The sequence below is a fragment of the Mycobacterium sp. RTGN4 genome, assembly GCF_033804635.1.
Lineage (GTDB): Bacteria > Actinomycetota > Actinomycetes > Mycobacteriales > Mycobacteriaceae > Mycobacterium.
The window spans coordinates 180,196-200,298 of sequence record NZ_JAPZLB010000006.1 but is presented as its reverse complement, the minus strand read 5'-3'; the positions used below and the strand labels follow the sequence as shown (position 1 = coordinate 200,298).

The window sequence follows — 20,103 nt, the reverse complement described above, 5'->3', positions numbered from 1 at the left end:
CGTCCAGCGTAGTTGAGCCGGCCTAGCCAATCAGGTCGGCGATGGCCTGCGCGGTCTGAAGGTCCTCGTAGGCCGCCGAATACCGCTGCGCCAACGCCAGCGCGATGTCGGGTCGCTGCCACAGTTCACCGGCGCTGGCCGTGCACAGCCACAGCGTCAGCCCATGTGCCACCGACGCCCGGTAGCCCGTCCAGACCTCGTCCGCCGAAGGCATTTCGTCGGCGGGCAACTCCAGCGCGTCGCGATAGGTCTCCAACAGGGTGCGCTCGTGGCGTCGGCGATCCTCGGTGGTCAGCGCGCCCTGCAGGAAGTAGCCGAGGTCGAGCGAGAAGTTCCCGCGGCGGGCGACCTGCCAGTCCAGGAAGCCGAGCTCCCCGTCGGGCAGCAGATACGTGTTGCCGACGTGAGCATCGCCGTGCAACAGGGTCGGGGGGCCGACGGTGAGCGTGCGGATGTAGGGCTTCCAGACGTCCTCGATCAGCCCGTCGATGGTGAGCGCGTGCACCGACGCGGGTGCGTCGTCGCCGAGCCGGTCGAGTGCAGCGGGCAGGGGCGCCGCGCCCATGCCCTCCCACGGCACGAACGGCTCCAGCCAGTCGAGCTCGGGCAGCTCGACGCGGCGGCCCCAGTAGCGTCCGTGCATCCGGCCGAGCCCGCGCACGCCGTTGGCGGCCTGCTCCACGGTTAACGGCCTGGTCGCATCGCGGGGGTCGGCGCCGCGCGTTGTGAGGTCCTCCATCGCCAGAAGGAAGTCCTCGTCGACGTCGTCGATCACGGCGGCGTAGACAAGCGGATGCTCAAGCGGCAGTTCGATTTTCGCGTTGAAGAGCCGTGGTTCGTGCAGCAGCCCACTGGTCAGTTTGATCAAGAACTTGTGGTCCGGGTCGACGGCCTTGACGAAGACCGTCGAAGGTCCCGTCGGGCCGTCGGCATACGTCAGGCCTAGTCGCGCGCGCCGGTTGGTGCCGTCGTCGCGCAGGACCACGGTGACGGTGTCGACTGTCGCGTCGGGATGCCGTTCGGCCAGGGCCACCGTGATCCACTCCGGGGTGAGCTCTGCCCAGTCCTTGGGGACCGTCAGCGCGGCGGTCACGGAATGGACGCCGGCATCGAGTCCCAGCCACGAATGGTCGACGTCGTGGAGAACACAGCGTTCGGCAGGTCGACGTCCCACTCCGGGAACCGCTTGAGCACCTCTTCCAGCGCCACCCGGCCCTCGAGTCGCGCGAGTGCGGAGCCCAGACAGTAGTGGGCGCCCACGCTGAAGCCGAGGTGCGCCCGCTGTTCGCGGTTGATGTCGAACACGTCGCCGTCCGGAGCGAACTGGCGGTGGTCGCGGTTGGCGGCGCCGATGAGCATCATCATGATGGCGCCCTGCGGCACCGTCTGGCCGTGAACCTCGACGTCGCGCGTCACGTAGCGCGCCACGTGCGGGGCGGGCGGTTCGAACCGGACGAGTTCCTCGACGGCCGTAGGGATCAGGTCCGGATTCTCGACGAGTTGGCGGCGCTGGTCTGGATGTTCGGCCAGCACCTTGCCCGCCCAGCCGATCAGCCGGGTGGTGGTGTCGTTGCCCGCTCCTGCGACCACGTTCAGGTAGATCAGCAGCTCGTCGCGGGTGAGTTTGCGGGTGGTGCCGGTCTCGTCGACGAATTCGACGTTGAGCAGTTCGGTCATGATGTCGTCGGACGGGTGGTCGACACGCCAATCGATGTAGTCGGCGAAGATGTCGCCACTGACCAGACCCTGCTCGGCGGCCTTCATGGGTTGGCCCGCTTCGGTTTTCATCTGATCAGTGACGTGGTCGCGGACGGCCTGCTGGTCCTGCTCGGGGATGCCGATCAACGCGCTGATGGTCTTCATCGGCATCAGGGCGCCGAGATCGGTGACGAAGTCGAACTTGCCGGTGCCGACGACCGGGTCGAGGCTCTCGACGCAGTACTGGCGGATCTTCTCCTCGAGCAGGGCGATCTTGCGCGGGGTGAACATGCGTGCCAGCAGCTTGCGGTGGATGTCGTGCACGGGCGGATCCTCGAAGATCAGCACGCCGGAGGGGATGGGGAAGTCCGCCCTGATGAGTTCGACGATCGCACCCTTGGCCGAGCTGAACGTGCCGTGGTCGACGATGCCGCGGTTGACGTCCTCGTACCGGCTGACCGCGTAGAAGTCGTGCTGGGAGTTGTAGTACAGCGGCGCTTCCTCGCGCAGCCGCGCGAACGTCGGGTACGGGTCGGCGTTGATGTCCACGCTGTACGGGTCGAAGTACACGTCGCTGGCTGCGTCAACGCTCACGGAGTCCGCCTCTCACACATTTCTTTCGCTCGCGTCCGCGAGGGCTGCGGCGCATTGCTTACCCGCGTAAGTTACACGGCTGAGCGACTGCCCTACAAGAAGTTCTCGTGATCAGGTGGACGCGCGCTGGATCAGTCGCGCGACTCCTGCACTGCTCGGTTCGCCCTCGGTCGGGTAGCCCAACTCCGTCATCATCGCCGCGACGGACACGTCGACGATCGTCGCGGCGTCGAACCCCACCGACGTCAGTGGTGGCGCGCTGACCGCGCCAAGCGCGCCTGCGTCCACGCCCATCACCGCGAGGTCGTCCGGACAGCGCAAGCCGGCCGCACGCACCCCGTGCAGCACCACGAACGCCGTCTCGTCGCTTTGGGCACATGCGGCGGTGATGCCTGCCCTCACCCAATCAGTCACCACGTCGGAGGCATCCGAGCCATCCGCCGCGACGGTGCTCGTGGTCAACTCCGGCAGCCCCCGCTTGCGGGCCGCGACGCGCAGTCCCTCGAGCCAGTAATCCCCAAGCGGGCGCAGCGCCGCCACGTTCGACGTGGCGTAGGCGAGCTTGCGGTGGCCGCGCGCGACCAGGTGGTCGATGCGCAGCTCACCGATGGTCATGTGCAGGGCACCCATCGCGTGGAGTTGCGCGCTGCCGAGGTGGATCTGCGGGATGCCTGCAGCGGTGACGGCCTCGAGTGCGGCGCCGCTGAGCGGGAAGACGCTGGTGACCGCGATGGGGTTGAGGTCCGCCACGGCGTCGACGACGTTCTGCCCGTCATCGGTTTCGAACTGCATGGAGAGCACGACACCGTGGCGCGCGAGTGCTGCGGTCATCCGGCTGCCGACCTCCAGCAGCAGTTCGCCGAGCGCGATGCGCGGCACGATGTACAACACGACGCCGCTGGCTCCGACGGCGAGGTTGCGTGCGGCGAGGTTGGGCCGGTAGCCGAGTTCCTTTGCGGCAGCGTGCACGGCCGCGCGGGTCTGCGCCGAGATGGTCTGGCCCGCGACGTTGTTGAGCACGTAGCTGACGGTGGCCGCCGAGACATTGGCAAGACGGGCCACGTCGGCCTTGGTCGGCCTCGCCGCTCGCATCCCGCTCACCGGGTCATCGTGGCACGTGTACGCGCTTTTCCGCGTGGGCACACGAAACTGCCAAGTCGCGAGATTGAAGTGAGTCAACAATCGTGCGAGCGGAATTGGACCTAGCTCGCCGCCCGCAACGGAGTGCCTGCCGTCTCGCGAAGCAGCAGCACCGTCGCCAGGGAAACCACGGCCGCGGCAATCAGGTAGAAGGCGGGCACCATGACGTTGCCGGTATGCGCGGTCAGCCACGTGACCACATACGGCGTGGTGCCGCCGAACCCCGCGACGGCGACGTTGTAGCCGATCGAGAACCCGCTGTAGCGCACCCGGGTGGCGAACAGTTCGACACCCGCGGTGACGGCCGCCGAGATGTACACGGCTTCGATCGCCGCCAACGCACAATGCGCCGTGATCGCCGCGCCCAGTGAGCCCGAATTAACCATCAGGAACAGTGGATACGCGAACACGACGAAGCACGCCGAGCCCGCGATCAGCATGGGCCGCCGCCCGATTCGATCCGACAGCGCCGCGAACGGCAACGTCAACACCAGCGCGACGACGCTGGCCATGGTGATGGACACGAAGGCCTGCGTGGTGCCGTAGCCCAGTGGCCTGATGAGGTAGTTGGGCAGGAATGTGAACACCACGTAGTAGCCGACGTTGAAGATCAGAAACAGGCCGAACACCTGGAGAATCGGCACCCACGACGTCGTGACTGCTTCGCGCAGCAGTCTTTTCGCGACCTTGTGCTCCTTGCGAAGTTCGGTGAACTCGGGGGTGTCGTCCAGGCGCAGCCGGATGTACAGCCCGATCAATCCCAGTGGCGCCGCGAGCAGGAACGGAATCCGCCAGCCGTAGCTCGCCATCGCGGCCGCGGGCAGGGCGGCCTGTAGCAGGGTGACGGTGATCGAGCCGAGCAAGAACCCGAGCACACCGGACCACACCATGAACGTCACGACCAGGCCGCGGCGCTCATCGGATGCGTACTCCGCGAGGTAGACGGCCCCTCCGCCGTATTCGCCGCCGGCCGAGAAGCCTTGCAGGCAGCGGAACAACAGCAGCAGCAGAGGTGCGGCGATCCCAATGGCGGCGTAGGTCGGCAGCAGGCCGATCGCCAGCGTCGCGCCGGACATCAACAGGATGACGACGGCCAGCACCCGCTGCCTGCCGATCCGGTCGCCGAGCGGCCCGAAGAACAGCCCGCCGAGTGGGCGCACGAAGAACGCGGCGGCGAAGATCGCGAACGTCTTCAGCAGGGCGGCGGTGTCGTCGTCCGTCGGGAAGAAGTTGGCCGCGATGATCGTCGCGAGAAATCCGTAGATGGCGAAGTCGAACCATTCGACGGCGTTCCCGATCGAGGCGCCGACGATGGCCTTACGGGTCGCGGCGGGGTCGTCAGCCATCCGGGGAAGGTATCAGCGCCGAATTGAGCAGCTTGCTTAGCGCCTGCCTACGCGATTCTTCATGCCCGAACTCAACCGAGCCGCAGCGTGTCTCGCGACACCGTGAAAAAGTGTCCGGTGCTGCTGTCGGTGCACGTCACCCCCGACTGCGCGCGCTCGCGTGCACGCGTGGCCCGCGTGTGATCGCCAGCGCTGAGTCGAGTTCGTCGCGCGGCACCGAGAACTGAAACGGCCCGGAGTTGCTTACGCGCAGCTGGCTCTCGCCGAGAAAGAAGGTCACGGCGTCGTCGGTGATCGCAAAGTTCTGGTAGGCCTTCGTACCGGCTTCGTGCAGGGCCGGAATGAGCTCTGCGCCAAACTGTTCCGTCAGAATGGGCGCTGCGATCGGCGACAGCAGGTCCACCGGATTCACGCCCGGTTTGAACAGGGTGTCCAGCGTGATCGGAGCGTGCTTGTCGAGGTCGTAGTTGAACACGTCGTAGGAGGTGTCCGGGTGACCCTCATGGGCCAAGCCCTCGTCGTCGTCGACATCGAATACCAGGCTTTGCGTGCCGGATTCGGGCGTGCCGGATCGGTACGTCTCACCCTTGACGTCGAGTGAATACGGCGCCGGCCGTCCGGTCGACGGGAACTTCTTCACGTAGTCCACGAAGTCGTCACGCTGCTTCTTGAGGTAGTCGGTCACCGCCTGCTGCTCGGGGTAGTCGACCGGGAAGCTCATGTCGAGCGTGTAGTCGGCGGCCGACGCGTGAACCTGGCAGAGCTGGTCGAGACCCAACGTGCCGCCGAGCTCACCGCACACGGAAGGCGCACCGGCCGTGGGCCTCCCGGGAGCACCGGGGCTACTCGACGTGCCGCAACCCGCCGCGGCCACGACGACGGCCGCGCTGATGAGGGCAATCAACACCTTGCCGAGGTGCTGCGGCGTCCTGGTCATGTCGGTGTCCTAGCTCGAAATGTTTGGTGCGACCGTGGGGGCGCGCACATAGCTTGCGATCTTCGCCTTGGCGGATCCTTGGGGTATCGCCTGTCGGCACAGTCACAAACTTGGCGGCGGCCGCCATTTCTACGGCACGGCCCACAGTTGGTGCGGCGGTGCAGCAAGCTATGGGCATGGACATGAATCTCACCGACAAGGTCGTCGTCGTCACCGGCGCGAGCAAGGGCATCGGTCTGGCCATCAGCCAGGCCTTCGTCGCCGCAGGCGCCTACGTGATCGCGGGCGCCCGCAACAACACCGCGGAACTACAGGCCTTGGAAGCCGCCGGATCGGCCACCTTCGTCGCCGCCGACCTTTCGACGCCGGAAGGGCCGCGGGCGCTGATCGCCGCGGCGGCCGAACGTGGCGGGGTCGACGTGCTCGTCAACAACGCCGGGGCGGTGGCCACCCGCTTCGAGGGCATCCTGTCGGTCACCGACGAGGAGTGGGACGCCTCCCTTGCGCTGAACTTCCTTTCGGCGGTGCGCATCACGCGCGACGCCGTACCGCAAATGCTGGCCCGCGGCGGCGGCGCGATCGTGATGATCGGCTCGGTCAACGCGACGCTGCCCGAGTGGAACATCGTGGACTACAGCGCCACCAAGGCCGCGCTGGCCAACTACGCGAAGAGTCTTTCGAAGGAGTTCGGCCCCAAGGGGATTCGCGTCAACACCATCAGCCCCGGCCCGGTGTCCACCGGCCTCTGGCTGGCCGAAGACGGAGTGGCCGCCAAGTTCGCCGCGGCGACCGGCGCCACCCCCGACGACGTGGTGGCCTCGGTATCCGCAGGCGCCCCGACCGGACGGTTCACCACGCCGCAAGAGGTCGCCGACCTTACGGTGTTCCTGGCTAGCAACCGCTCGGGCAACACCACCGGCTCCGACGTCCGCATCGACGGCGGATACGTCACCACCGTCTAACCCCCCTCGCGATTTGGGCGTGTTGAGTTGCGTTGATCGCAACCAAACACGCCGAAATCACAACGAAAGGAACCCGAAATGGCCACTCCCAGCAAGACCAACCCCGTCATCTTCATCCACGGCCTGTGGATCCACGCCAGCGCCTGGCAGCCATGGCTGGACCTGTTCACCGAGCGCGGCTACGACGTCTCGGCGCCGGGTTGGCCGGGCGACGGCGAAACCGTCGAGGCGACACGGGCCAACCCAGACGCTCTCAACGCCACTGGCATCAGCGAAATCGTCGACCACTACGTCCAACTGATCGATTCCGCCGATGGCAAGCACGAGGCCAAGCCGATAGTCGTCGGCCACTCGTTCGGCGGCCTGATCGCCCAGGAACTGCTGGCCGGCGGGCACGTCGCCGCCGCCGTCGCGATCGACCCCGCGGCCATCAAGGGCGTCAAGGCGCTGCCGCTCGCGCAGTTGCGTTCCGCCTTCCCGGTGTTGGGGAACCCGGCCAATCGGCATCGCACGGTGTCGTTGACTGCCAAGCAGTTTCACTACGCCTTCGGCAACATGCTCACCGAGGAGGAGTCCAACGACCTCCACGACAAGTGGACGATCCCCGGGCCTGGCAAGCCTCTGTTCGAGGACGCGGGCGCCAACTTCTCCAAGAACTCACCCGCGAAGGTCGACACGCACCTGGTCGATCGCGGACCGCTGTTGCTGACGTCGGGTACCGAGGACCACACCGTGCCGCTGAAGGTCACCAAGGAGGTGTTCGGCTTGTACGCCAAGGGCGGCTCCGACACCGAGTTCCACGAGTTCGAGGGCCGCGGCCACTCGTTGACGATGGACAACGGTTGGCGCGACGTCGCCGAGGTGGCTCTGAACTGGTTCGCGGCCAAGGGTTTCTGATGCATCGGCGACGGCCGCGAGAAGTTAGGGGACACAACGATGTACGACCTCGAGGAAACCATTCTCGCCCGGCGGTCGACCCGACTGTTCCTGCGGGACAAGCCGGTACCGCGGGGGCTCGTCATCGAAGCCCTCGAACTCGCCATCAGGGCGCCGTCCAACTCGAACATTCAGCCCTGGCGACTGGTGTTCAACTCCGGTCCGGCCCGCGACCGATTGGTGAAAGCCCTGCTCGAAGAAGCGGAAAAGGGCGAGCCTCAGGTCCCGCCACTTCCTGAGGAGTTCCACCACTTCCGCAGCGACCTGGGCGCGCTGGTCTACGGGTCGATGGGCGTGCCGCGCCATGATCCGGAAGCCAGACGTGTCGCGGTACTGCGGAACTGGGAGTTCTTTCGGGCGCCGTTGGGCGCCATCGTCTGCATGCATCGCGACCTCGACCACGTAGACGCGCTCGGGGTCGGGATGTTCCTGCAGACCTTCATCCTGGCGCTGACCGCAAGGGGCATCGGAAGCTGCGTGCAGGTGTCGATCGCGGGCTACCCGGACGTCATCCGCGAGCAACTCGGAGTCGCCGAGGACTTGCGGATCCTGTGCGGTCTCTCGATCGGCTACCCCGACCCGGACTTTCCCGGCAACGGGTTGCACACGCCGCGCAGTCCGCTCGAGCACAACATGGTTTTCGTCGACAGCTGAACTGCGTCCCCAACGGGCACCGGACACGCACGAGGTCGCGGCGTACCGTCGCAGCCATGTCCACGCTCACAGACCCAAAGATCGCTTCCGCACTGGACCGGATGTACGCCGAATCCCATGAGCAGATGACAGCGCTGCGCAACGGAAGCGGCCGGTTCGCCGACCTCGCCAACGCCACCGCGCAGGAACGCGCCGACGCACTCAGCGACATCTACATGCCCGTCACCCCCGAAGCCGGTCGGCTGTTGTACGCGCTGGTGCGCGCCACCCGCCCACAGACCGTCGTCGAGTTCGGTATGTCATTGGGCCTGTCCGGCATTCACTTGGCCTCGGCGGTCCGTGACAACGGAAGCGGCCGCGTCGTGACGACGGAAATGAGTGCCGCCAAGATCGCGACGGCGAAGAAGAACTTTGCCGACGCCGGCCTTTCCGGGGTGATCACCGTGCTCGAAGGCGACGCTCTCGAGACGCTGAAGACGCTGGACTCCGAGGTCGACTTCGTCCTGCTCGACGGGTGGAAGGAGTTCTACCTTCCGGTGCTCGAGCTCCTCCAACCACGCTTCTCGCCGGGCACTCTGATCGTCGCCGACAATACGAACATGCCCGAGACGCAGCCCTACCTCGACTACGTGCGTGATCCGGCCAACGGATATGTGAGCGTCAACTTCCTGGCCAGAGACAGCGACAGCATGGAGCTCAGCTGCCGGGCTTGAGCTCTCATGTCCGCGCTCAGGTCAGCGCGGCGAGATTCCGGACGGATTTCTCGACGTCGGACTTCAACACCCGCGCGACGAGCCCGCCCACCGGACCGTTGAGCAACGCACCCGAGAGTGCGGCCTGCAGGTGAAACGTCGAGCCTGGATCGTCGTCGGTGATGGCCATGTTCAGCGCGATGTGGACCCCGCCGAACCCACTGCCCTGCATCGTGAGCCGTTTGGGCGCGTCGTAGTCGGTGACCTCCCAGCGAATGGTGTTGCGGAAGCCCTTCACCTTGATCAGCGACGAGACGCGGGTGCCCTGCTCAACGACGTCGGGCACCGCGCTGCGCCACCCGCCGAAGATGGTCAGCCACTCATGGAACCGTGGTAGGTCCGACGCCAACTTCCACGCCTGCTCGGGAGAGAGCTTCGAGGAAACCGACACGTCGACGTTCGCCATCTGTCACTTGTACCCAATCGCGGGGAATTAAGCAGGTGGTAGGACCAGGCCAGGCGCCACCGCGAGCGGTGCAGCGGGCGGTGCAGCGGGCGGGGGCGGCGGCGGGACGCCCACTCCGAGCACCCGCAGCAAGTCCGGCTTCATCGCCTGGAACTGTGCGCCCCAGTACCCCCAGCTGTGGGTTCCGTCGCCCGGGAAGTTGAAGATGGCGTTGCGCCCACCGGCGGCCAGATAGTTCTTCTGGAACTGCTTGTTCGTGTCGACGGTGACGGTCTCGAGGAACTGCGCGGCGTACTGCACCCCGAAGTCGCCGGGCGCGTCGAGGTCGGAGGTCTTGCCGTTTCCGCAATAGACCCAGATCGCGGTGTTGTTGGCCACCAGCGTCGGAATGAGCAACATCGGGTCGTTGCGCTTCCACGCCGGATCACTGGTGGGGCCCCACATGTCGTTGGCGTTGTATCCGCCAGCGTCCTTCATGGCGAAGCCGATCATGGTGGGCCACAAGCCTGTTGACGGATTGAGGAATCCGGACAGCGACCCGGCGAAGATGAACTGCGTCGGATAGTAGGCCGCCAGCACCAGCGCAGCGCCGCCCGACATCGACAGCCCGACGACGGCGTTGCCCGTCGGTGTCACGCCCTTGTTGGCGGACAGGTACCCGGGCAGCTCCTGGGTCAGGAACGTCTCCCATTTGTAGGTCAGCGCGCCCGAACTACCCGTCGCGGGGCGGTACCAGTCGGTGTAGAAGCTCGACTGCCCGCCGACGGGCATGACCAGGGACAGCCCGGACTGGTAGTACCACTCGAAGGCAGCGGTATTGATGTCCCAGCCACTGGCGTCGTCCTGGGCGCGCAGGCCGTCAAGCAGGTAGACGGCATGCGGGCCGCCGCCTTGGAACTGAACCTTGATGTTGCGGCCCATCGACGGCGATGGCACCTCGAGCACCTCGACGGGCAGGCCATCGCGGGAGTAGGCCCCGGCGACCGGCGTTGGCCCTGCGACGCCGACGAGCCCCGGCAGCATCATGCCGACCAACACGGTGAGCGCCGCCCGGCGTACCAGCCCGCGAGCCGTCCGTAGCATCAACGTCCTCAACCCCTCTTCTGCTTATCGCGTCTTCGGCAAGCTAACAGTCCGTTGAGCAGGCCCTACTTCCCCCACGCGGCCCGTAATCGCCTTGTTATCAAGGTGTTCGGTGAATCGTGTTGTTGGCATCGGTTGTGAGCCGCCCAGTCGCCGGCTGAACGTGCCACCTGAATAACCTGTGAATTACCTTGCAGGGCATGCCGGAGCTCGTCGGCGGCGTCAAACTCAGGTCAAACAATGAAGGAGCTGGCCATGTCGTTCACTGCAAACCCCGTGCGGCTACTGGCGAGCAGCAGTCTCGTCGCGGGCGCGTTGACGGCCGCCGCGCTGTTCGGTGGGGTGCCCGCCGCGCTGGCCGACCAGGATCCTGCCGCCGATCCGCCGAACTGCACCGCCGCCGACCTCGAAGGCGTGCGGGCAGGCGTGTCCGCCGCGACGTCGACCTACCTGTTCACGCACCCCGACTTCAACTACTTCATGACCAGCCTCGAGGGCCTGAACCGGGCGCAGGTCGGCAAGAAGGTGAAGGCCTACCTGACGGCTCATCCCGATACCAAGGCCGACCTGACCGGCATCCGGCAGCCGTTGGTCGACATCAAGGATCGCTGCGGGGCACCCCCAAGCCCGTAGCGTCAGACGCCGATCGCGGTGAGGATGGCCGTGGTGCGCCACCAGACGAGCACCACGAATAGCAGCAACAAGGCGGCCGCGCACCCAACGAGGATCAGTGTCCGTTTCGCTTGTGGAGCGTAGGCGTATACCCAGGCCACCGCCGCGCCCGTGAGCAGTCCGCCGACATGGCCCTGCCAGCTGATGCCCGGCGCAATGAAGGTGATGGCGAGGTTGATCACGATGAGTCCGACAATCCCGCGCACGTCGAAGTCAAGCTTGCGGGCCAACACGAACGTCGCACCGAAGAGTCCGAAGATGGCGCCCGACGCACCCAGCGTCGCCTGACCAGGCGGCGTCAAGAGGTAGACCAGTACCGACCCGCCGAGCAGGCTGAGCGCATAGAGCCCGATGAAGCGTGCATGCCCCAACGCCCGCTCGAGCGCGGGGCCGGTGAAGTACAGCGCGACCATGTTGAACAAGATGTGCGTCAGGCCTGCGTGCAGGAACCCCGACGTCACCAACCGGTAGTACTCGTCGTAGTACGCGATGACGTTCCCCTGCAGCACGAGCTGCCGGTAGACGTCGTCGTTCGCCTTCTGCAGCACGAACATCACGACGTTCAGCGCGATGAGCACATAGCTGACCCACGGCCTGCTGACCGCCCGTCCGCCGAATGCGGTGGTGGGCTGCCGTACCGAACGAGCACCCTCTTGGATGCACTCGGGGCACTGGTGCCCGACCGGCGCCGACCGCATGCAGTCAGGGCAGATGCTGCGCTGACACCGGGTACAGCTGATGTAGGTCTCGCGGTCAGGATGCCGATAACAATGCGGCGCCTGCGGTGGTGTGCTCGGGATGCTCACGATTCATTGTGTCAAAACCTCCACAGCGCCTCCTGGCTGGTGCTCGCCACCAGGGCGCCGGTGCGGTCGTAAAGGGATCCGACGACCAGCCCGCGGGAGTCGGAGTTGTTGAGCGACCGCACCTCGTAGCGGTGCCAATGTTCGGGCCAGAACGGGCGGTGGAACCAGACGGCGTGATCCAAGCTGGCCGCGTAGTCGCCGTCCGGGTCCAGTGGCGTGCCGGGTGGACGCGCTACCGGCACCGGTCCGAAGTCGGACATGAAGGTCAACGTGCAGGCTCGGATCAGCGGATCGGCTTCGATGGCGTCCTTGGTCCTGATCCAGAACGGCGGCACCGCGAACACGGAGTCGTCGCCGGGCGCGGTGCGAATGTCGAACCGCCTGGCGAACCCCAAGTCGGGAGACTTCGCAACGGCCGCATCGAATTCCAGGGCAGGCACGCTGGGCGGTTGCCAGTCCGCGCCGGATTCCGGTCGGTGAAACGACGCGATCAGCTCGAGGATCGTCTTGCCGTGCTGGACGGCGGTCACCCGTCGCGTGTCGAACGACCGGCCGTCCCTGGTCCGCTCGACCTGCAGTTCGACGTCGACGCCGTATTCGCCGCCGCGCACGAAGTAGAGGTGCAGCGACTGCGGCAGCTTCTCGGCATCGACCGTGGCGCCCGCGGCCGCCAGCGATTGGGCAGCGATCAGCCCACCGAAGAGCCTGTTGCCTGGACCACTGCTCGGGTTGGGCGCGATGAACAGATCGCCGCGACGCTCGAAGTCCAACAGGCGGGCAATCCAACTTCGATCGTGCGCTGTCATCGGGCGTCACCCTAGCGGAGCGGCCGCGGAGCAGGCCCACCGGGAAAAAGTGTGGGAATCCGGGCGGCGCTGCCCTCCTACATGTGGACGCGGCGGACGGCCGCGCACCTGGAAGGGAGCTTCTGTGACCGGCCTTGCCAATTCATTGCCAGCATGGGAAGGCAACGACGATGATGTTGATCCTGGGAACGTCAAGTGCGCACTGGGGGTGGTGTGATGACGACTTTTGCGACGTCACAGGCTGGGGGACTCGACGACGCCGCGCTTGCTCGCGCGGCGGCCGCGGGCGATCGTGCTGCGTTCGCCGCGATCTACGACCGCTACGCCGATCGGCTACACGACTTCTGCATCGGCATGCTGCGCGACCGGGAGGCGGCGGCAGACTGCGTGCAGGACGTATTCGTCACCGCGGCAACGAAATTGGTCCAGCTGCGCGAGCCGGACCGATTGCGATCGTGGTTGTACGCCATCGCCCGTTCCGAGGCACTCGCCCGGATCCGGGCCCGCAAACGCGAAATGCCCAGCGAGGAACTCCCCGACATGCCCACCGCTGAAGCCGATCTGCCCACCCTGGCGGCCAGAAGCGAGCTCGCCGACCTCATCGCGCAAGCCTGCGGCGGGTTGACCGACCGCGACCGGCTCGTCTACGAGTTGGCCTACCGCAAGAGCCTCGACGGGCCCGAGCTCGCCGACGCGCTGGGCGTGACGCACAAGAACGCGAACACGCTCGTCGAACGACTCCGCGACACCATCGCCCGCTCACTCGGAGCGCTGCTGGTGTGCCGCCGCGCGAAGGCCGATCCCGACAGATGTCCCGAGCTCGCCGAGGTGCTGGCCGGCTGGGACGGCCAGTTCACGGTGCTGATGCGCAAACGGGTCGCGCGACACATCGAGGGCTGCGCGGTGTGCGAGCAGGACCGCGCCCAAATGGTCAGCCCGGCCGCGTTACTCGGTGCGGCGCCAATCGTCATCCCCGCTCCGGCCTGGTTGCGCGCACGGACCCTCCAGCACGCGCTGGCCCCTGCTCCGACGCCCGGTACGGCACCTGGTCCGGCATCCGGTCCGACATCCGGCCAATCCTGGTGGCCCGAGGCCGATCTCGACGTCAGCGATCTCGCCGGACCCCCATCTGGCGGCGGGGCCCCGGCGGGGGCCGCCCGCCCGAGGCCGAAGGCCCGCGCCGGGCTCGGCGTTGGGTTGGTCGCGTTGGGCATTGGTGCGGCGCTGGTGCTTTCACGTCCGGCCGCGATGCGCGTAGATCCGGTCAACGCCCCGAAGCCCATTAGCCCGACCGCCACTACCCCGGTCAGCACGACGACCATCCCGTCGGCAGTACCTCGGATCGCGCCGCCGCCTCCGCCCTCCGAAGTGCCCTCCACGGTGCCGTCGCCGGTCATCAGCACGCCGGTCATCAGCACGCCGGCCATCCCAGAGCCCGCTGTTACTGAGCCGCCGTCGCCCGCGCCCCAGTTGCCGCAGACGCACGAACCCGAGCCAAGCACCGAGGTGCCCACCACCACTCATTCCCGCCCGAAGCCGAAGCCACAGCCGCCCGACGAGCCCAGCGAGCCACCACAAGGGACCCCGCCGCCGCCGGAGCCGGAGCCATCGCAACCTGAAGAGCCGCCCGCCAAGCCACCACCGGTCAAACCGACACCTCCTAAGCCAGGCCAGCAGGTGCCACCTAAGCAGAGCCCGGAGTGCCCGGTGTCCAGTCCCAACTGCAACAGCGGCCCGGTGTTCAGCTGAGCGGAAGTGCGGATTCGCCTGTATCGAAACCGAATCAGCGAATACTCACCCACCACATAGCACGGCAGCGACATCTGCCAGGGAAGAAAGTGAGGGAAGTCGAGTGCCTCATTGCTCCAGTACATGAGTGTGGCCCTCCCGGGCCGCACGTGAGCTAAGGACAACGTCATGACCACCAACAACCCGGGACTACGCCTGCGCAGCGCGGCGACCCTCACGCTCGTCGCGCTCGGAGCGGCCGTCGTCAGCCTGTTCGGCACAACGACGTCAGCCAACGCCGCCCCTGACGCGTACGTCGCCATTTCCGTTGGACTCGGCAACGACAATCCACCCGTTGTGACGATCGGGGGAATGTCGATCGGGCCGGATGCCGACCAGGCGAGAATCGCATCGCTATCAAACTGCCAAAACAATGGCGGCAACCATTGCGTATTCGAAGTCAGTGCCACGAACTCGTGCGCCGCGGCCGCAGCGAACGATTACGGGGAGATCGAGGCGGCGCAGAACGCGTCGGTTCAAGCCGCCGAAAGCGCTGCCATGAGCAAGCTGCAAAATCAGCAAGGCGCACACGTCGTGGTATCGGGTTGCGCCAATGGGCAGGTGTCGCCACCACCGCCTCCGTCGTCCCCGCCTCCCGCGCCTCCAAAGCAAGGACCGACGGTCTCGTTCAAGACGATCGTCGGTGGTCTGCAGGCTCATATCACCGACCGCAGCGGTGTCTCCTCGCAATGCACCTACGCCACCGATGACTTCAACCGCAGCTTCGCGTTGGCAGCCAACTCCAGCTACGACCTCAAAATCGTTCCGGCCGTACCGCGATTCCGGAACTGGAACGTCACCATCACCTGCGACAACGGCACCAGCACTCAGGCCACTACGTACTTCTGAGCACGGTACTTCTGAACACGCCCGCTAGCCCCGCCGGCCCGCTCCGATGAGCGGCCGGATGGCGATGACGAACACCGCGAGCACCACCAACGGCGCCAGCAGCGGCACCCATGGCAGCTCGACGGGGATCGTCGTCGCGACCAAACCGAGCGCCGACAACCCCAGCACCGCGACCATCGTCGGCCGGGTGAGCGACTCCCTTGCGCCCGCGTGCCGCAGTAGCAGATAGGCCGTCGCGTTCAGCCCGGCCAAGGTGGCGAGCATCGGATTCGGATCGGACAGTGCGATCGCCATCACGCATGCGATGACCGCAAGCGTTGCAGCCGTGGAGAATTGGATTGAAACCAGCACCGCGACGGCGGCCACCAACGCCGCTACCAACGCCCGCTGGTCGGCCTGTACGGCGACGGCGGCGGCCATCAAGAGCCCAAATGCGGTGGAGAGCACCCTGATCGAGGTCATCGCTTCCCCCGCACGCGTCGTCTGCGCTCTGGCACCAACTGCATCACCTGATGCAGCGCGGCGTCCCCACGCCACGACACGACGTCGACCCCGATGGTGCGCATGTCTCGGTACATGAACGAGCGCTGCAGCGTCCACATCCGACGAATCAGCGGGTCCGGCTCATCGAACGGAGCACCGTCGAGCACGTCGACCGCGATCACTACGTGGCCCCTCCTGCAGAGTTCGATGAGGGCCAGCGCGAAGTCGGTGTCGAGCAGTGTGGAGAACGCCACCACGATGGCGCCCGACGGCAAGGCGGCGCGCGGCGCGAGCGTGCCCGAGGTGACCTCGAATCCGTCCCCTGCGCCGAGCACCGCGTCGAGCACGCGGTAGAACTGCCTGCGCCCGATGTCGGCGCCGAGCCACCGCGGCTGGCCCCCCAGTGCCACGACGCCTGCACGGTCGCCGCTTCGCAGCGCACTCTGGACGACCTGCACCGCGCCACGGACGGTGCGTTCGGTCGCTTCGGTGGCAGGCCCCGCGGGCTGGTCGTACGTGTCGACGAGCACCACCACATCGGCGGCACGTTCGCTCAGCCGCTCGGTGACGTGCAGGCTGCCCCGTCGCGCGCTCACCGGCCAGTTGACGGCTCGCAATTGGTCGCCGGGAAGGTAGGAGCGGATGTTGGCGTACTCGACCCCACGGCCGACGTACCTCGTGAGGTGGGTGCCGAGCCGGTCGGGCAGATCGGTGCGCGGCAGCGCCGTGGGTTGCGGTGGCGCAACAGGGAACACGAAGACCTCGGCCGCGTCGACCGTCGCCGTCCCCATCAGCAGACCGCCGCGGGCAGGCACCCTGAACCGAACCCGAACGGGATAGCGCCCCCAACGCTCGGCCGAGACCCTGAGCCGAGTCTCGTTGCCTTCGGAGGTGCGGTCGAGCCGCATGCCGTCGACGAGTTCGAAGTCGAAGTCGACCGCACTTCCATCCCCGGCCTCGGCCCAGACCGTCAAGAGCACCTCCTCGGCCTCGAAACACCGTGACAGCCCGGGTTTCCCGTGCACTCGGACGGTCGGCACGGCCGCCTGCCACCGCAATGACGCCAGCACCCCCAGCAACGGCGCAGTGAACGCGATCAGCTGCCACTGCGAACCCAGCACCGCGGCGCCCAGCGCCACCGCCGCGCAGGTCGCCAGGGCCCGCGTCAACGGCGAGGTCCGCCACTCGAGCTCGACGTCCGTCGACCGCCGCTCGATCACGTTGAGTCGCAGCCCTTTATGTCTTACCTCCAGTGCGCTATGCCGTGCCTCCAGTGCGCGGCACTGGCACACGCCGCAGCAGTTCCGCGACGACGTCCGTGCTGCGCACCTGTCTGACCCACATCTCCGGGCGCAGGCTGATCCGGTGCGCCATCGCGCAGCTGGCCAGGGACTTGACGTCCTCGGGAATCACGTAGTCGCGGCCGGACAGCAGCGCGCTGGCCCGTGCGAGTTGGACGAGGTCGAGTTCGGCGCGCGGGCTGGCCCCGACGGCGACCTGGGGATGTTGCCTGCTCGCCGCGGCGAGCGCGACCACGTAGCGCAGCACGTCCTCGTGCACGGTCACCTGCTCCACCGCGTCTCGCATCGCGATCACGTCGTGCGCGTCGACGACGCGTTCGACCGGTTGCTCCGGCGTGCCCCGGTCGAGTCGGCGCCGCAACATCGAAACCTCTTCTGAATCCGAGAGGTAACGCAGCTCCAGCCTGATGGTGAACCTGTCCAACTGCGCCTCCGGCAGCGGATAGGTGCCCTCGTACTCGATCGGGTTGTCCGTCGCCAGCACGATGAACGGATCGGGCAGCTGGTGAGTGACGCCGTCGATGCTCACCTGACCCTCCGCCATCGCCTCGAGCAGAGCGGCCTGCGTCTTCGGCGGGGTCCGGTTGATCTCGTCCGCCAGCAAGAGGTTGGTGAAGATCGGCCCGCGGCGAAAGTCGAACCGGCCCGACTGCATGTCGTAGATGGTCGAGCCGAGCAGGTCGGCGGGCAGCAGATCGGGCGTGAACTGTACGCGCGTGAAGTCCAGTCCCAGTGCCGCAGCGAAGGATCGGGCGATCAGGGTCTTGCCAAGGCCTGGAAGGTCTTCGATGAGCACGTGTCCGCGGGCCAGCACCGCCGTGAGGATCAGTCTCAACGCGGCGCGCCTGCCTACGACCGCCCTTTGGATCTCGTCGAGCACCGCATCACACATCGCGGAGGTGGTAGGCGCCGGCATCGGCGCAGCTGGGGTCATACTCGCTCCAATCGTTGCAAGACATCGTCGAGCACCGCCCGGCCGGGGCCGGGTTCGTGGACGCCCGTACGAGACACGTTGTCGGGATCTACCCACGCCCAAAGTTCGGCGCCGAAGACCATCTCGGCGGTCGCGTGGAATGCCCTTGGATCCTTGAGCTTTCGTTGACCCGTAGCGAGCTCGAACTGTCGGGCCAGCATGGGCCGCAGGTGCTTGTCCCAGTCCGACCGGGTGGTCTCCGACCACGCGACCAACGTCTGGGTCCTCGCCAGCCAGCGCCGCAACGACTCAGCGGGGTCACGCGGCTGGGACTCGTCGACGCCGTCCGCCTCCTCGCGCGCCAGCAGCCACCGTGCACCGAGCAGACCGAACGCCGCGACAGCTGCCGCCGCCGTCAACACGACGTCCCGCTCGGGCACCTTGAGTACGAGTGCCTCGATCAGGAGGATCACGCAGACCGACAGGGCGACAAGCGCTTTCACGCTGGACTCGGCAGTTCTGCGAGCACTTGCTGCAACACCGCAACCGCGGTCTCCCGATGCCCCTCGTTCATGACGTGCGGACTGAACCGCGCCTCGTCGAAGAGGTCGACCAGTTGCGTCGCGCTGTTCGGCCCGAGCGCATGTTGGTCGACCGCGCGCGCCAGCACCTCGGATGCGGTGTCGAAGTCCTGAGGCGCGGCGCCGGGCACGCGGGCCAGTTCGCGTTCCATCGCCGCGTAGCACGCGATGATCGCCTTACGCGGTTCCCGGCTCGGGTCCTCCACCTCGGCCAACCCGACTTCGGCCGCACGGACCAGCGCTTCGGAGCCGACGTCGGGTGACAGCACCGTTGGTTGAAACTCAGGTCCGGCCACCAGACTTCGATGTGAACGCCGCGACGTCACGATCGTGCCAACCACCAGCACCACGAGAAAGATGACCGTGGCCGCGTAGAAGTAGCTGATCAGGTTCGAATCAGCCTGTGGCACTGGCAATGTCGGCCGAGTGGTGGTTGGGCTCGGTGTCGGTGGCGGTGCCTCCGGGCGCTGTCCAGGTACGAACCCCGGCGCCTCCATGCCGCCGCCGCCACCGAGCCTGCTGAGCAGCATCGCCACCAACATCCACGCCAGCACGACGGCGAATGCGATGAGCGTAGCCCGCCACGACGGTCGTCCGACGTCACGGCGGAGCCAGTCGGGTCTGCTCGCGGTGCCCCCGGGCGCCGCATTGCGGTTGCGCGCCCGCACCACGACCGCCACCGCGACGACGCCGACCGACGCAAGGAGCAGCACGACGACGACCACCAGCGCGACCGGATTGTCGGCAGGGGCCTCGCGGGCTACGCGTTCGACCCCGGGGAGGTAGCCCCGGAGCGTCAGCGCGGCGACGAACAGAAGCGCCGCGAGTGCGAGCGCGCGTCCCGTGGACCCATCCGTCCGGCTTGCCATCAGCGACCTCCTGGCAATCCCGATACTAGGCCCGGGCGGTGGCTCAGTCCGTTACTTCGGTGGGCCCGCGACTTCCCGGTCGGCGGCCTTGACCAACCGCTTCGAGACGTCCTTGATCGCAAGGCGCATGATGGCGAGCACGACCGGCCCGGTACCAGGGATCGCGCCGTCGCTGAAGGTTCCCGTCCACGTCAGGTCGGTACCACCCGCGGCGTTCGGGGTGAAGAGCACCTCCGCGCGGTAGTCCTTCGCGGGGCCCCCTCCGACGAAGGTGTAGACGTGCCTGCGGTCCTGTTCGTACTCGATGGTCTGCTCGCGCATCAACACCGGCCACAGTCCGACCTTGCGGACGGCCCCGATGCCCGCGGGTGCGGGGTCACCTTCGCGTTCCCAACTGGACTGGACGATCGCCGGGCCTGCCCACGTGGACCAGCCCGCCCCGTCGGTCTCGAGCCGGAACAGCACCTCGGGCGGTGCGCTACTGGTGCGGTTGAACTCGAAGGAGAACCTGCGATCGGACATGGTGC

22 protein-coding genes are annotated in these 20,103 nt (G+C 66.9%); 7 read left to right on the top strand and 15 right to left on the bottom strand.

Annotated elements, in window-relative coordinates; translation table 11 throughout:
* Positions 1 to 22: 22 nt before the first annotated feature.
* The 5 genes from SLQ30_RS15050 to SLQ30_RS15030 all read right to left on the bottom strand — a co-directional run bounded on the left by SLQ30_RS15050 (position 23) and on the right by SLQ30_RS15030 (position 5,715).
* Complete coding sequence (locus SLQ30_RS15050) at positions 23 to 1,093, bottom strand: phosphotransferase (protein WP_319448347.1); 1,071 nt, start codon at positions 1,091 to 1,093, stop codon at positions 23 to 25.
* On the bottom strand, positions 1,090 to 2,292 hold the full coding sequence (locus SLQ30_RS15045) for a cytochrome P450 (RefSeq protein ID WP_319448346.1): 1,203 nt from the start codon (positions 2,290 to 2,292) through the stop codon (positions 1,090 to 1,092). The genes SLQ30_RS15050 and SLQ30_RS15045 overlap by 4 nt, the downstream gene beginning before the upstream one ends.
* A gap of 111 nt (positions 2,293 to 2,403) precedes the next feature.
* Complete coding sequence (locus tag SLQ30_RS15040) at positions 2,404 to 3,384, bottom strand: LacI family DNA-binding transcriptional regulator (RefSeq protein WP_319448554.1); 981 nt, start codon at positions 3,382 to 3,384, stop codon at positions 2,404 to 2,406.
* Positions 3,385 to 3,494: 110 nt separating this feature from the next.
* Complete coding sequence (locus SLQ30_RS15035) at positions 3,495 to 4,778, bottom strand: MFS transporter (RefSeq protein ID WP_319448345.1); 1,284 nt, start codon at positions 4,776 to 4,778, stop codon at positions 3,495 to 3,497.
* Positions 4,779 to 4,914: 136 nt separating this feature from the next.
* On the bottom strand, positions 4,915 to 5,715 hold the full coding sequence (locus SLQ30_RS15030; protein ID WP_319448344.1) for an esterase: 801 nt from the start codon (positions 5,713 to 5,715) through the stop codon (positions 4,915 to 4,917).
* A gap of 176 nt (positions 5,716 to 5,891) precedes the next feature.
* Here SLQ30_RS15030 and SLQ30_RS15025 point away from each other — a divergent pair, with 176 nt between their 5' ends.
* The 4 genes from SLQ30_RS15025 (at position 5,892) to SLQ30_RS15010 (ending at position 8,980) form a co-directional block, all read left to right on the top strand.
* Positions 5,892 to 6,677, top strand: a complete 786-nt coding sequence (locus tag SLQ30_RS15025; protein ID WP_319448343.1) for an oxidoreductase — start codon at positions 5,892 to 5,894, stop codon at positions 6,675 to 6,677.
* A gap of 78 nt (positions 6,678 to 6,755) precedes the next feature.
* Positions 6,756 to 7,574, top strand: coding sequence for an alpha/beta hydrolase (locus SLQ30_RS15020; protein ID WP_319448342.1), 819 nt, complete (start codon positions 6,756 to 6,758; stop codon positions 7,572 to 7,574).
* Positions 7,575 to 7,613: 39 nt separating this feature from the next.
* Complete coding sequence (locus tag SLQ30_RS15015) at positions 7,614 to 8,267, top strand: nitroreductase (protein WP_319448341.1); 654 nt, start codon at positions 7,614 to 7,616, stop codon at positions 8,265 to 8,267.
* 56 nt (positions 8,268 to 8,323) lie between these two features.
* On the top strand, positions 8,324 to 8,980 hold the full coding sequence (locus tag SLQ30_RS15010; RefSeq protein WP_319448340.1) for an O-methyltransferase: 657 nt from the start codon (positions 8,324 to 8,326) through the stop codon (positions 8,978 to 8,980).
* A 16-nt stretch (positions 8,981 to 8,996) separates the two neighbouring features.
* Here SLQ30_RS15010 and SLQ30_RS15005 read toward each other — a convergent pair whose 3' ends face one another.
* Together SLQ30_RS15005 and SLQ30_RS15000 are read right to left on the bottom strand one after the other, a co-directional pair.
* Positions 8,997 to 9,425: an SRPBCC family protein gene (locus SLQ30_RS15005; protein ID WP_319448339.1), complete on the bottom strand. Its 429-nt coding sequence runs from the start codon at positions 9,423 to 9,425 to the stop codon at positions 8,997 to 8,999.
* 27 nt (positions 9,426 to 9,452) lie between these two features.
* On the bottom strand, positions 9,453 to 10,508 hold the full coding sequence (locus SLQ30_RS15000; protein ID WP_413468040.1) for an esterase family protein: 1,056 nt from the start codon (positions 10,506 to 10,508) through the stop codon (positions 9,453 to 9,455).
* 255 nt (positions 10,509 to 10,763) lie between these two features.
* On the opposite strand from SLQ30_RS15000, the gene SLQ30_RS14995 reads away from it, so the two are divergent.
* A complete protein-coding gene (locus SLQ30_RS14995; protein ID WP_319448338.1) occupies positions 10,764 to 11,141 on the top strand; it encodes a heme-binding protein in 378 nt (125 codons plus the stop codon).
* 2 nt (positions 11,142 to 11,143) lie between these two features.
* On the opposite strand, the gene SLQ30_RS14990 is transcribed toward SLQ30_RS14995, so the two are convergent.
* Positions 11,144 to 11,878, bottom strand: coding sequence for a rhomboid family intramembrane serine protease (locus SLQ30_RS14990; protein ID WP_319448337.1), 735 nt, complete (start codon positions 11,876 to 11,878; stop codon positions 11,144 to 11,146).
* Between the two features lie 119 nt (positions 11,879 to 11,997).
* Positions 11,998 to 12,792: an acyl-CoA thioesterase gene (locus SLQ30_RS14985; protein WP_319448336.1), complete on the bottom strand. Its 795-nt coding sequence runs from the start codon at positions 12,790 to 12,792 to the stop codon at positions 11,998 to 12,000.
* A 216-nt stretch (positions 12,793 to 13,008) separates the two neighbouring features.
* Between SLQ30_RS14985 and SLQ30_RS14980 the strand changes: the two genes are divergently transcribed.
* Entirely contained in the window at positions 13,009 to 14,541 is a 1,533-nt protein-coding gene (locus SLQ30_RS14980; protein ID WP_319448335.1) for an RNA polymerase sigma factor, read from the top strand.
* 168 nt (positions 14,542 to 14,709) lie between these two features.
* Positions 14,710 to 15,429 carry a DUF4189 domain-containing protein gene (locus SLQ30_RS14975; protein WP_319448334.1) on the top strand — a complete coding sequence of 240 codons (720 nt, stop codon included), beginning with the start codon at positions 14,710 to 14,712 and terminating at the stop codon, positions 15,427 to 15,429.
* Between the two features lie 24 nt (positions 15,430 to 15,453).
* On the opposite strand, the gene SLQ30_RS14970 is transcribed toward SLQ30_RS14975, so the two are convergent.
* From SLQ30_RS14970 to SLQ30_RS14945, 6 genes are read right to left on the bottom strand one after another with little or no spacing between them, the layout of a single operon-like run.
* Positions 15,454 to 15,891, bottom strand: coding sequence for a hypothetical protein (locus tag SLQ30_RS14970; RefSeq protein WP_319448333.1), 438 nt, complete (start codon positions 15,889 to 15,891; stop codon positions 15,454 to 15,456).
* Positions 15,888 to 17,132: a DUF58 domain-containing protein gene (locus SLQ30_RS14965; RefSeq protein ID WP_319448332.1), complete on the bottom strand. Its 1,245-nt coding sequence runs from the start codon at positions 17,130 to 17,132 to the stop codon at positions 15,888 to 15,890. The genes SLQ30_RS14970 and SLQ30_RS14965 overlap by 4 nt, the downstream gene beginning before the upstream one ends.
* 37 nt (positions 17,133 to 17,169) lie before the next feature.
* Positions 17,170 to 18,129 carry a MoxR family ATPase gene (locus SLQ30_RS14960; protein ID WP_319448552.1) on the bottom strand — a complete coding sequence of 320 codons (960 nt, stop codon included), beginning with the start codon at positions 18,127 to 18,129 and terminating at the stop codon, positions 17,170 to 17,172.
* Between the two features lie 14 nt (positions 18,130 to 18,143).
* Positions 18,144 to 18,629, bottom strand: coding sequence for a hypothetical protein (locus SLQ30_RS14955; RefSeq protein WP_319448331.1), 486 nt, complete (start codon positions 18,627 to 18,629; stop codon positions 18,144 to 18,146).
* On the bottom strand, positions 18,626 to 19,576 hold the full coding sequence (locus tag SLQ30_RS14950) for a DUF4129 domain-containing protein (protein WP_319448330.1): 951 nt from the start codon (positions 19,574 to 19,576) through the stop codon (positions 18,626 to 18,628). Before SLQ30_RS14950 ends, SLQ30_RS14955 begins: the two co-directional genes overlap by 4 nt.
* 51 nt (positions 19,577 to 19,627) lie before the next feature.
* Positions 19,628 to 20,098: an SRPBCC family protein gene (locus tag SLQ30_RS14945; protein WP_319448329.1), complete on the bottom strand. Its 471-nt coding sequence runs from the start codon at positions 20,096 to 20,098 to the stop codon at positions 19,628 to 19,630.
* Positions 20,099 to 20,103 lie beyond the last annotated feature (5 nt).

Bases quoted from the DNA above. Each gene is read 5' to 3' on its own strand.
- SLQ30_RS15040 (WP_319448554.1), bottom strand. From the start codon at position 3,384: ATGCGAGCGGCGAGGCCGACCAAGGCCGACGTGGCCCGTCTTGCCAAT.
- SLQ30_RS15035 (WP_319448345.1), bottom strand. From the start codon at position 4,778: ATGGCTGACGACCCCGCCGCGACCCGTAAGGCCATCGTCGGCGCCTCG.
- SLQ30_RS15030 (WP_319448344.1), bottom strand. From the start codon at position 5,715: ATGACCAGGACGCCGCAGCACCTCGGCAAGGTGTTGATTGCCCTCATC.
- SLQ30_RS15025 (WP_319448343.1), top strand. From the start codon at position 5,892: ATGGACATGAATCTCACCGACAAGGTCGTCGTCGTCACCGGCGCGAGC.
- SLQ30_RS15020 (WP_319448342.1), top strand. From the start codon at position 6,756: ATGGCCACTCCCAGCAAGACCAACCCCGTCATCTTCATCCACGGCCTG.
- SLQ30_RS15015 (WP_319448341.1), top strand. From the start codon at position 7,614: ATGTACGACCTCGAGGAAACCATTCTCGCCCGGCGGTCGACCCGACTG.
- SLQ30_RS15010 (WP_319448340.1), top strand. From the start codon at position 8,324: ATGTCCACGCTCACAGACCCAAAGATCGCTTCCGCACTGGACCGGATG.
- SLQ30_RS15005 (WP_319448339.1), bottom strand. From the start codon at position 9,425: ATGGCGAACGTCGACGTGTCGGTTTCCTCGAAGCTCTCTCCCGAGCAG.
- SLQ30_RS15000 (WP_413468040.1), bottom strand. From the start codon at position 10,508: ATGCTACGGACGGCTCGCGGGCTGGTACGCCGGGCGGCGCTCACCGTG.
- SLQ30_RS14995 (WP_319448338.1), top strand. From the start codon at position 10,764: ATGTCGTTCACTGCAAACCCCGTGCGGCTACTGGCGAGCAGCAGTCTC.
- SLQ30_RS14990 (WP_319448337.1), bottom strand. From the start codon at position 11,878: ATGCGGTCGGCGCCGGTCGGGCACCAGTGCCCCGAGTGCATCCAAGAG.
- SLQ30_RS14985 (WP_319448336.1), bottom strand. From the start codon at position 12,792: ATGACAGCGCACGATCGAAGTTGGATTGCCCGCCTGTTGGACTTCGAG.
- SLQ30_RS14980 (WP_319448335.1), top strand. From the start codon at position 13,009: ATGACGACTTTTGCGACGTCACAGGCTGGGGGACTCGACGACGCCGCG.
- SLQ30_RS14975 (WP_319448334.1), top strand. From the start codon at position 14,710: ATGACCACCAACAACCCGGGACTACGCCTGCGCAGCGCGGCGACCCTC.
- SLQ30_RS14970 (WP_319448333.1), bottom strand. From the start codon at position 15,891: ATGACCTCGATCAGGGTGCTCTCCACCGCATTTGGGCTCTTGATGGCC.
- SLQ30_RS14960 (WP_319448552.1), bottom strand. From the start codon at position 18,129: ATGCCGGCGCCTACCACCTCCGCGATGTGTGATGCGGTGCTCGACGAG.
- SLQ30_RS14950 (WP_319448330.1), bottom strand. From the start codon at position 19,576: ATGGCAAGCCGGACGGATGGGTCCACGGGACGCGCGCTCGCACTCGCG.
- SLQ30_RS14945 (WP_319448329.1), bottom strand. From the start codon at position 20,098: ATGTCCGATCGCAGGTTCTCCTTCGAGTTCAACCGCACCAGTAGCGCA.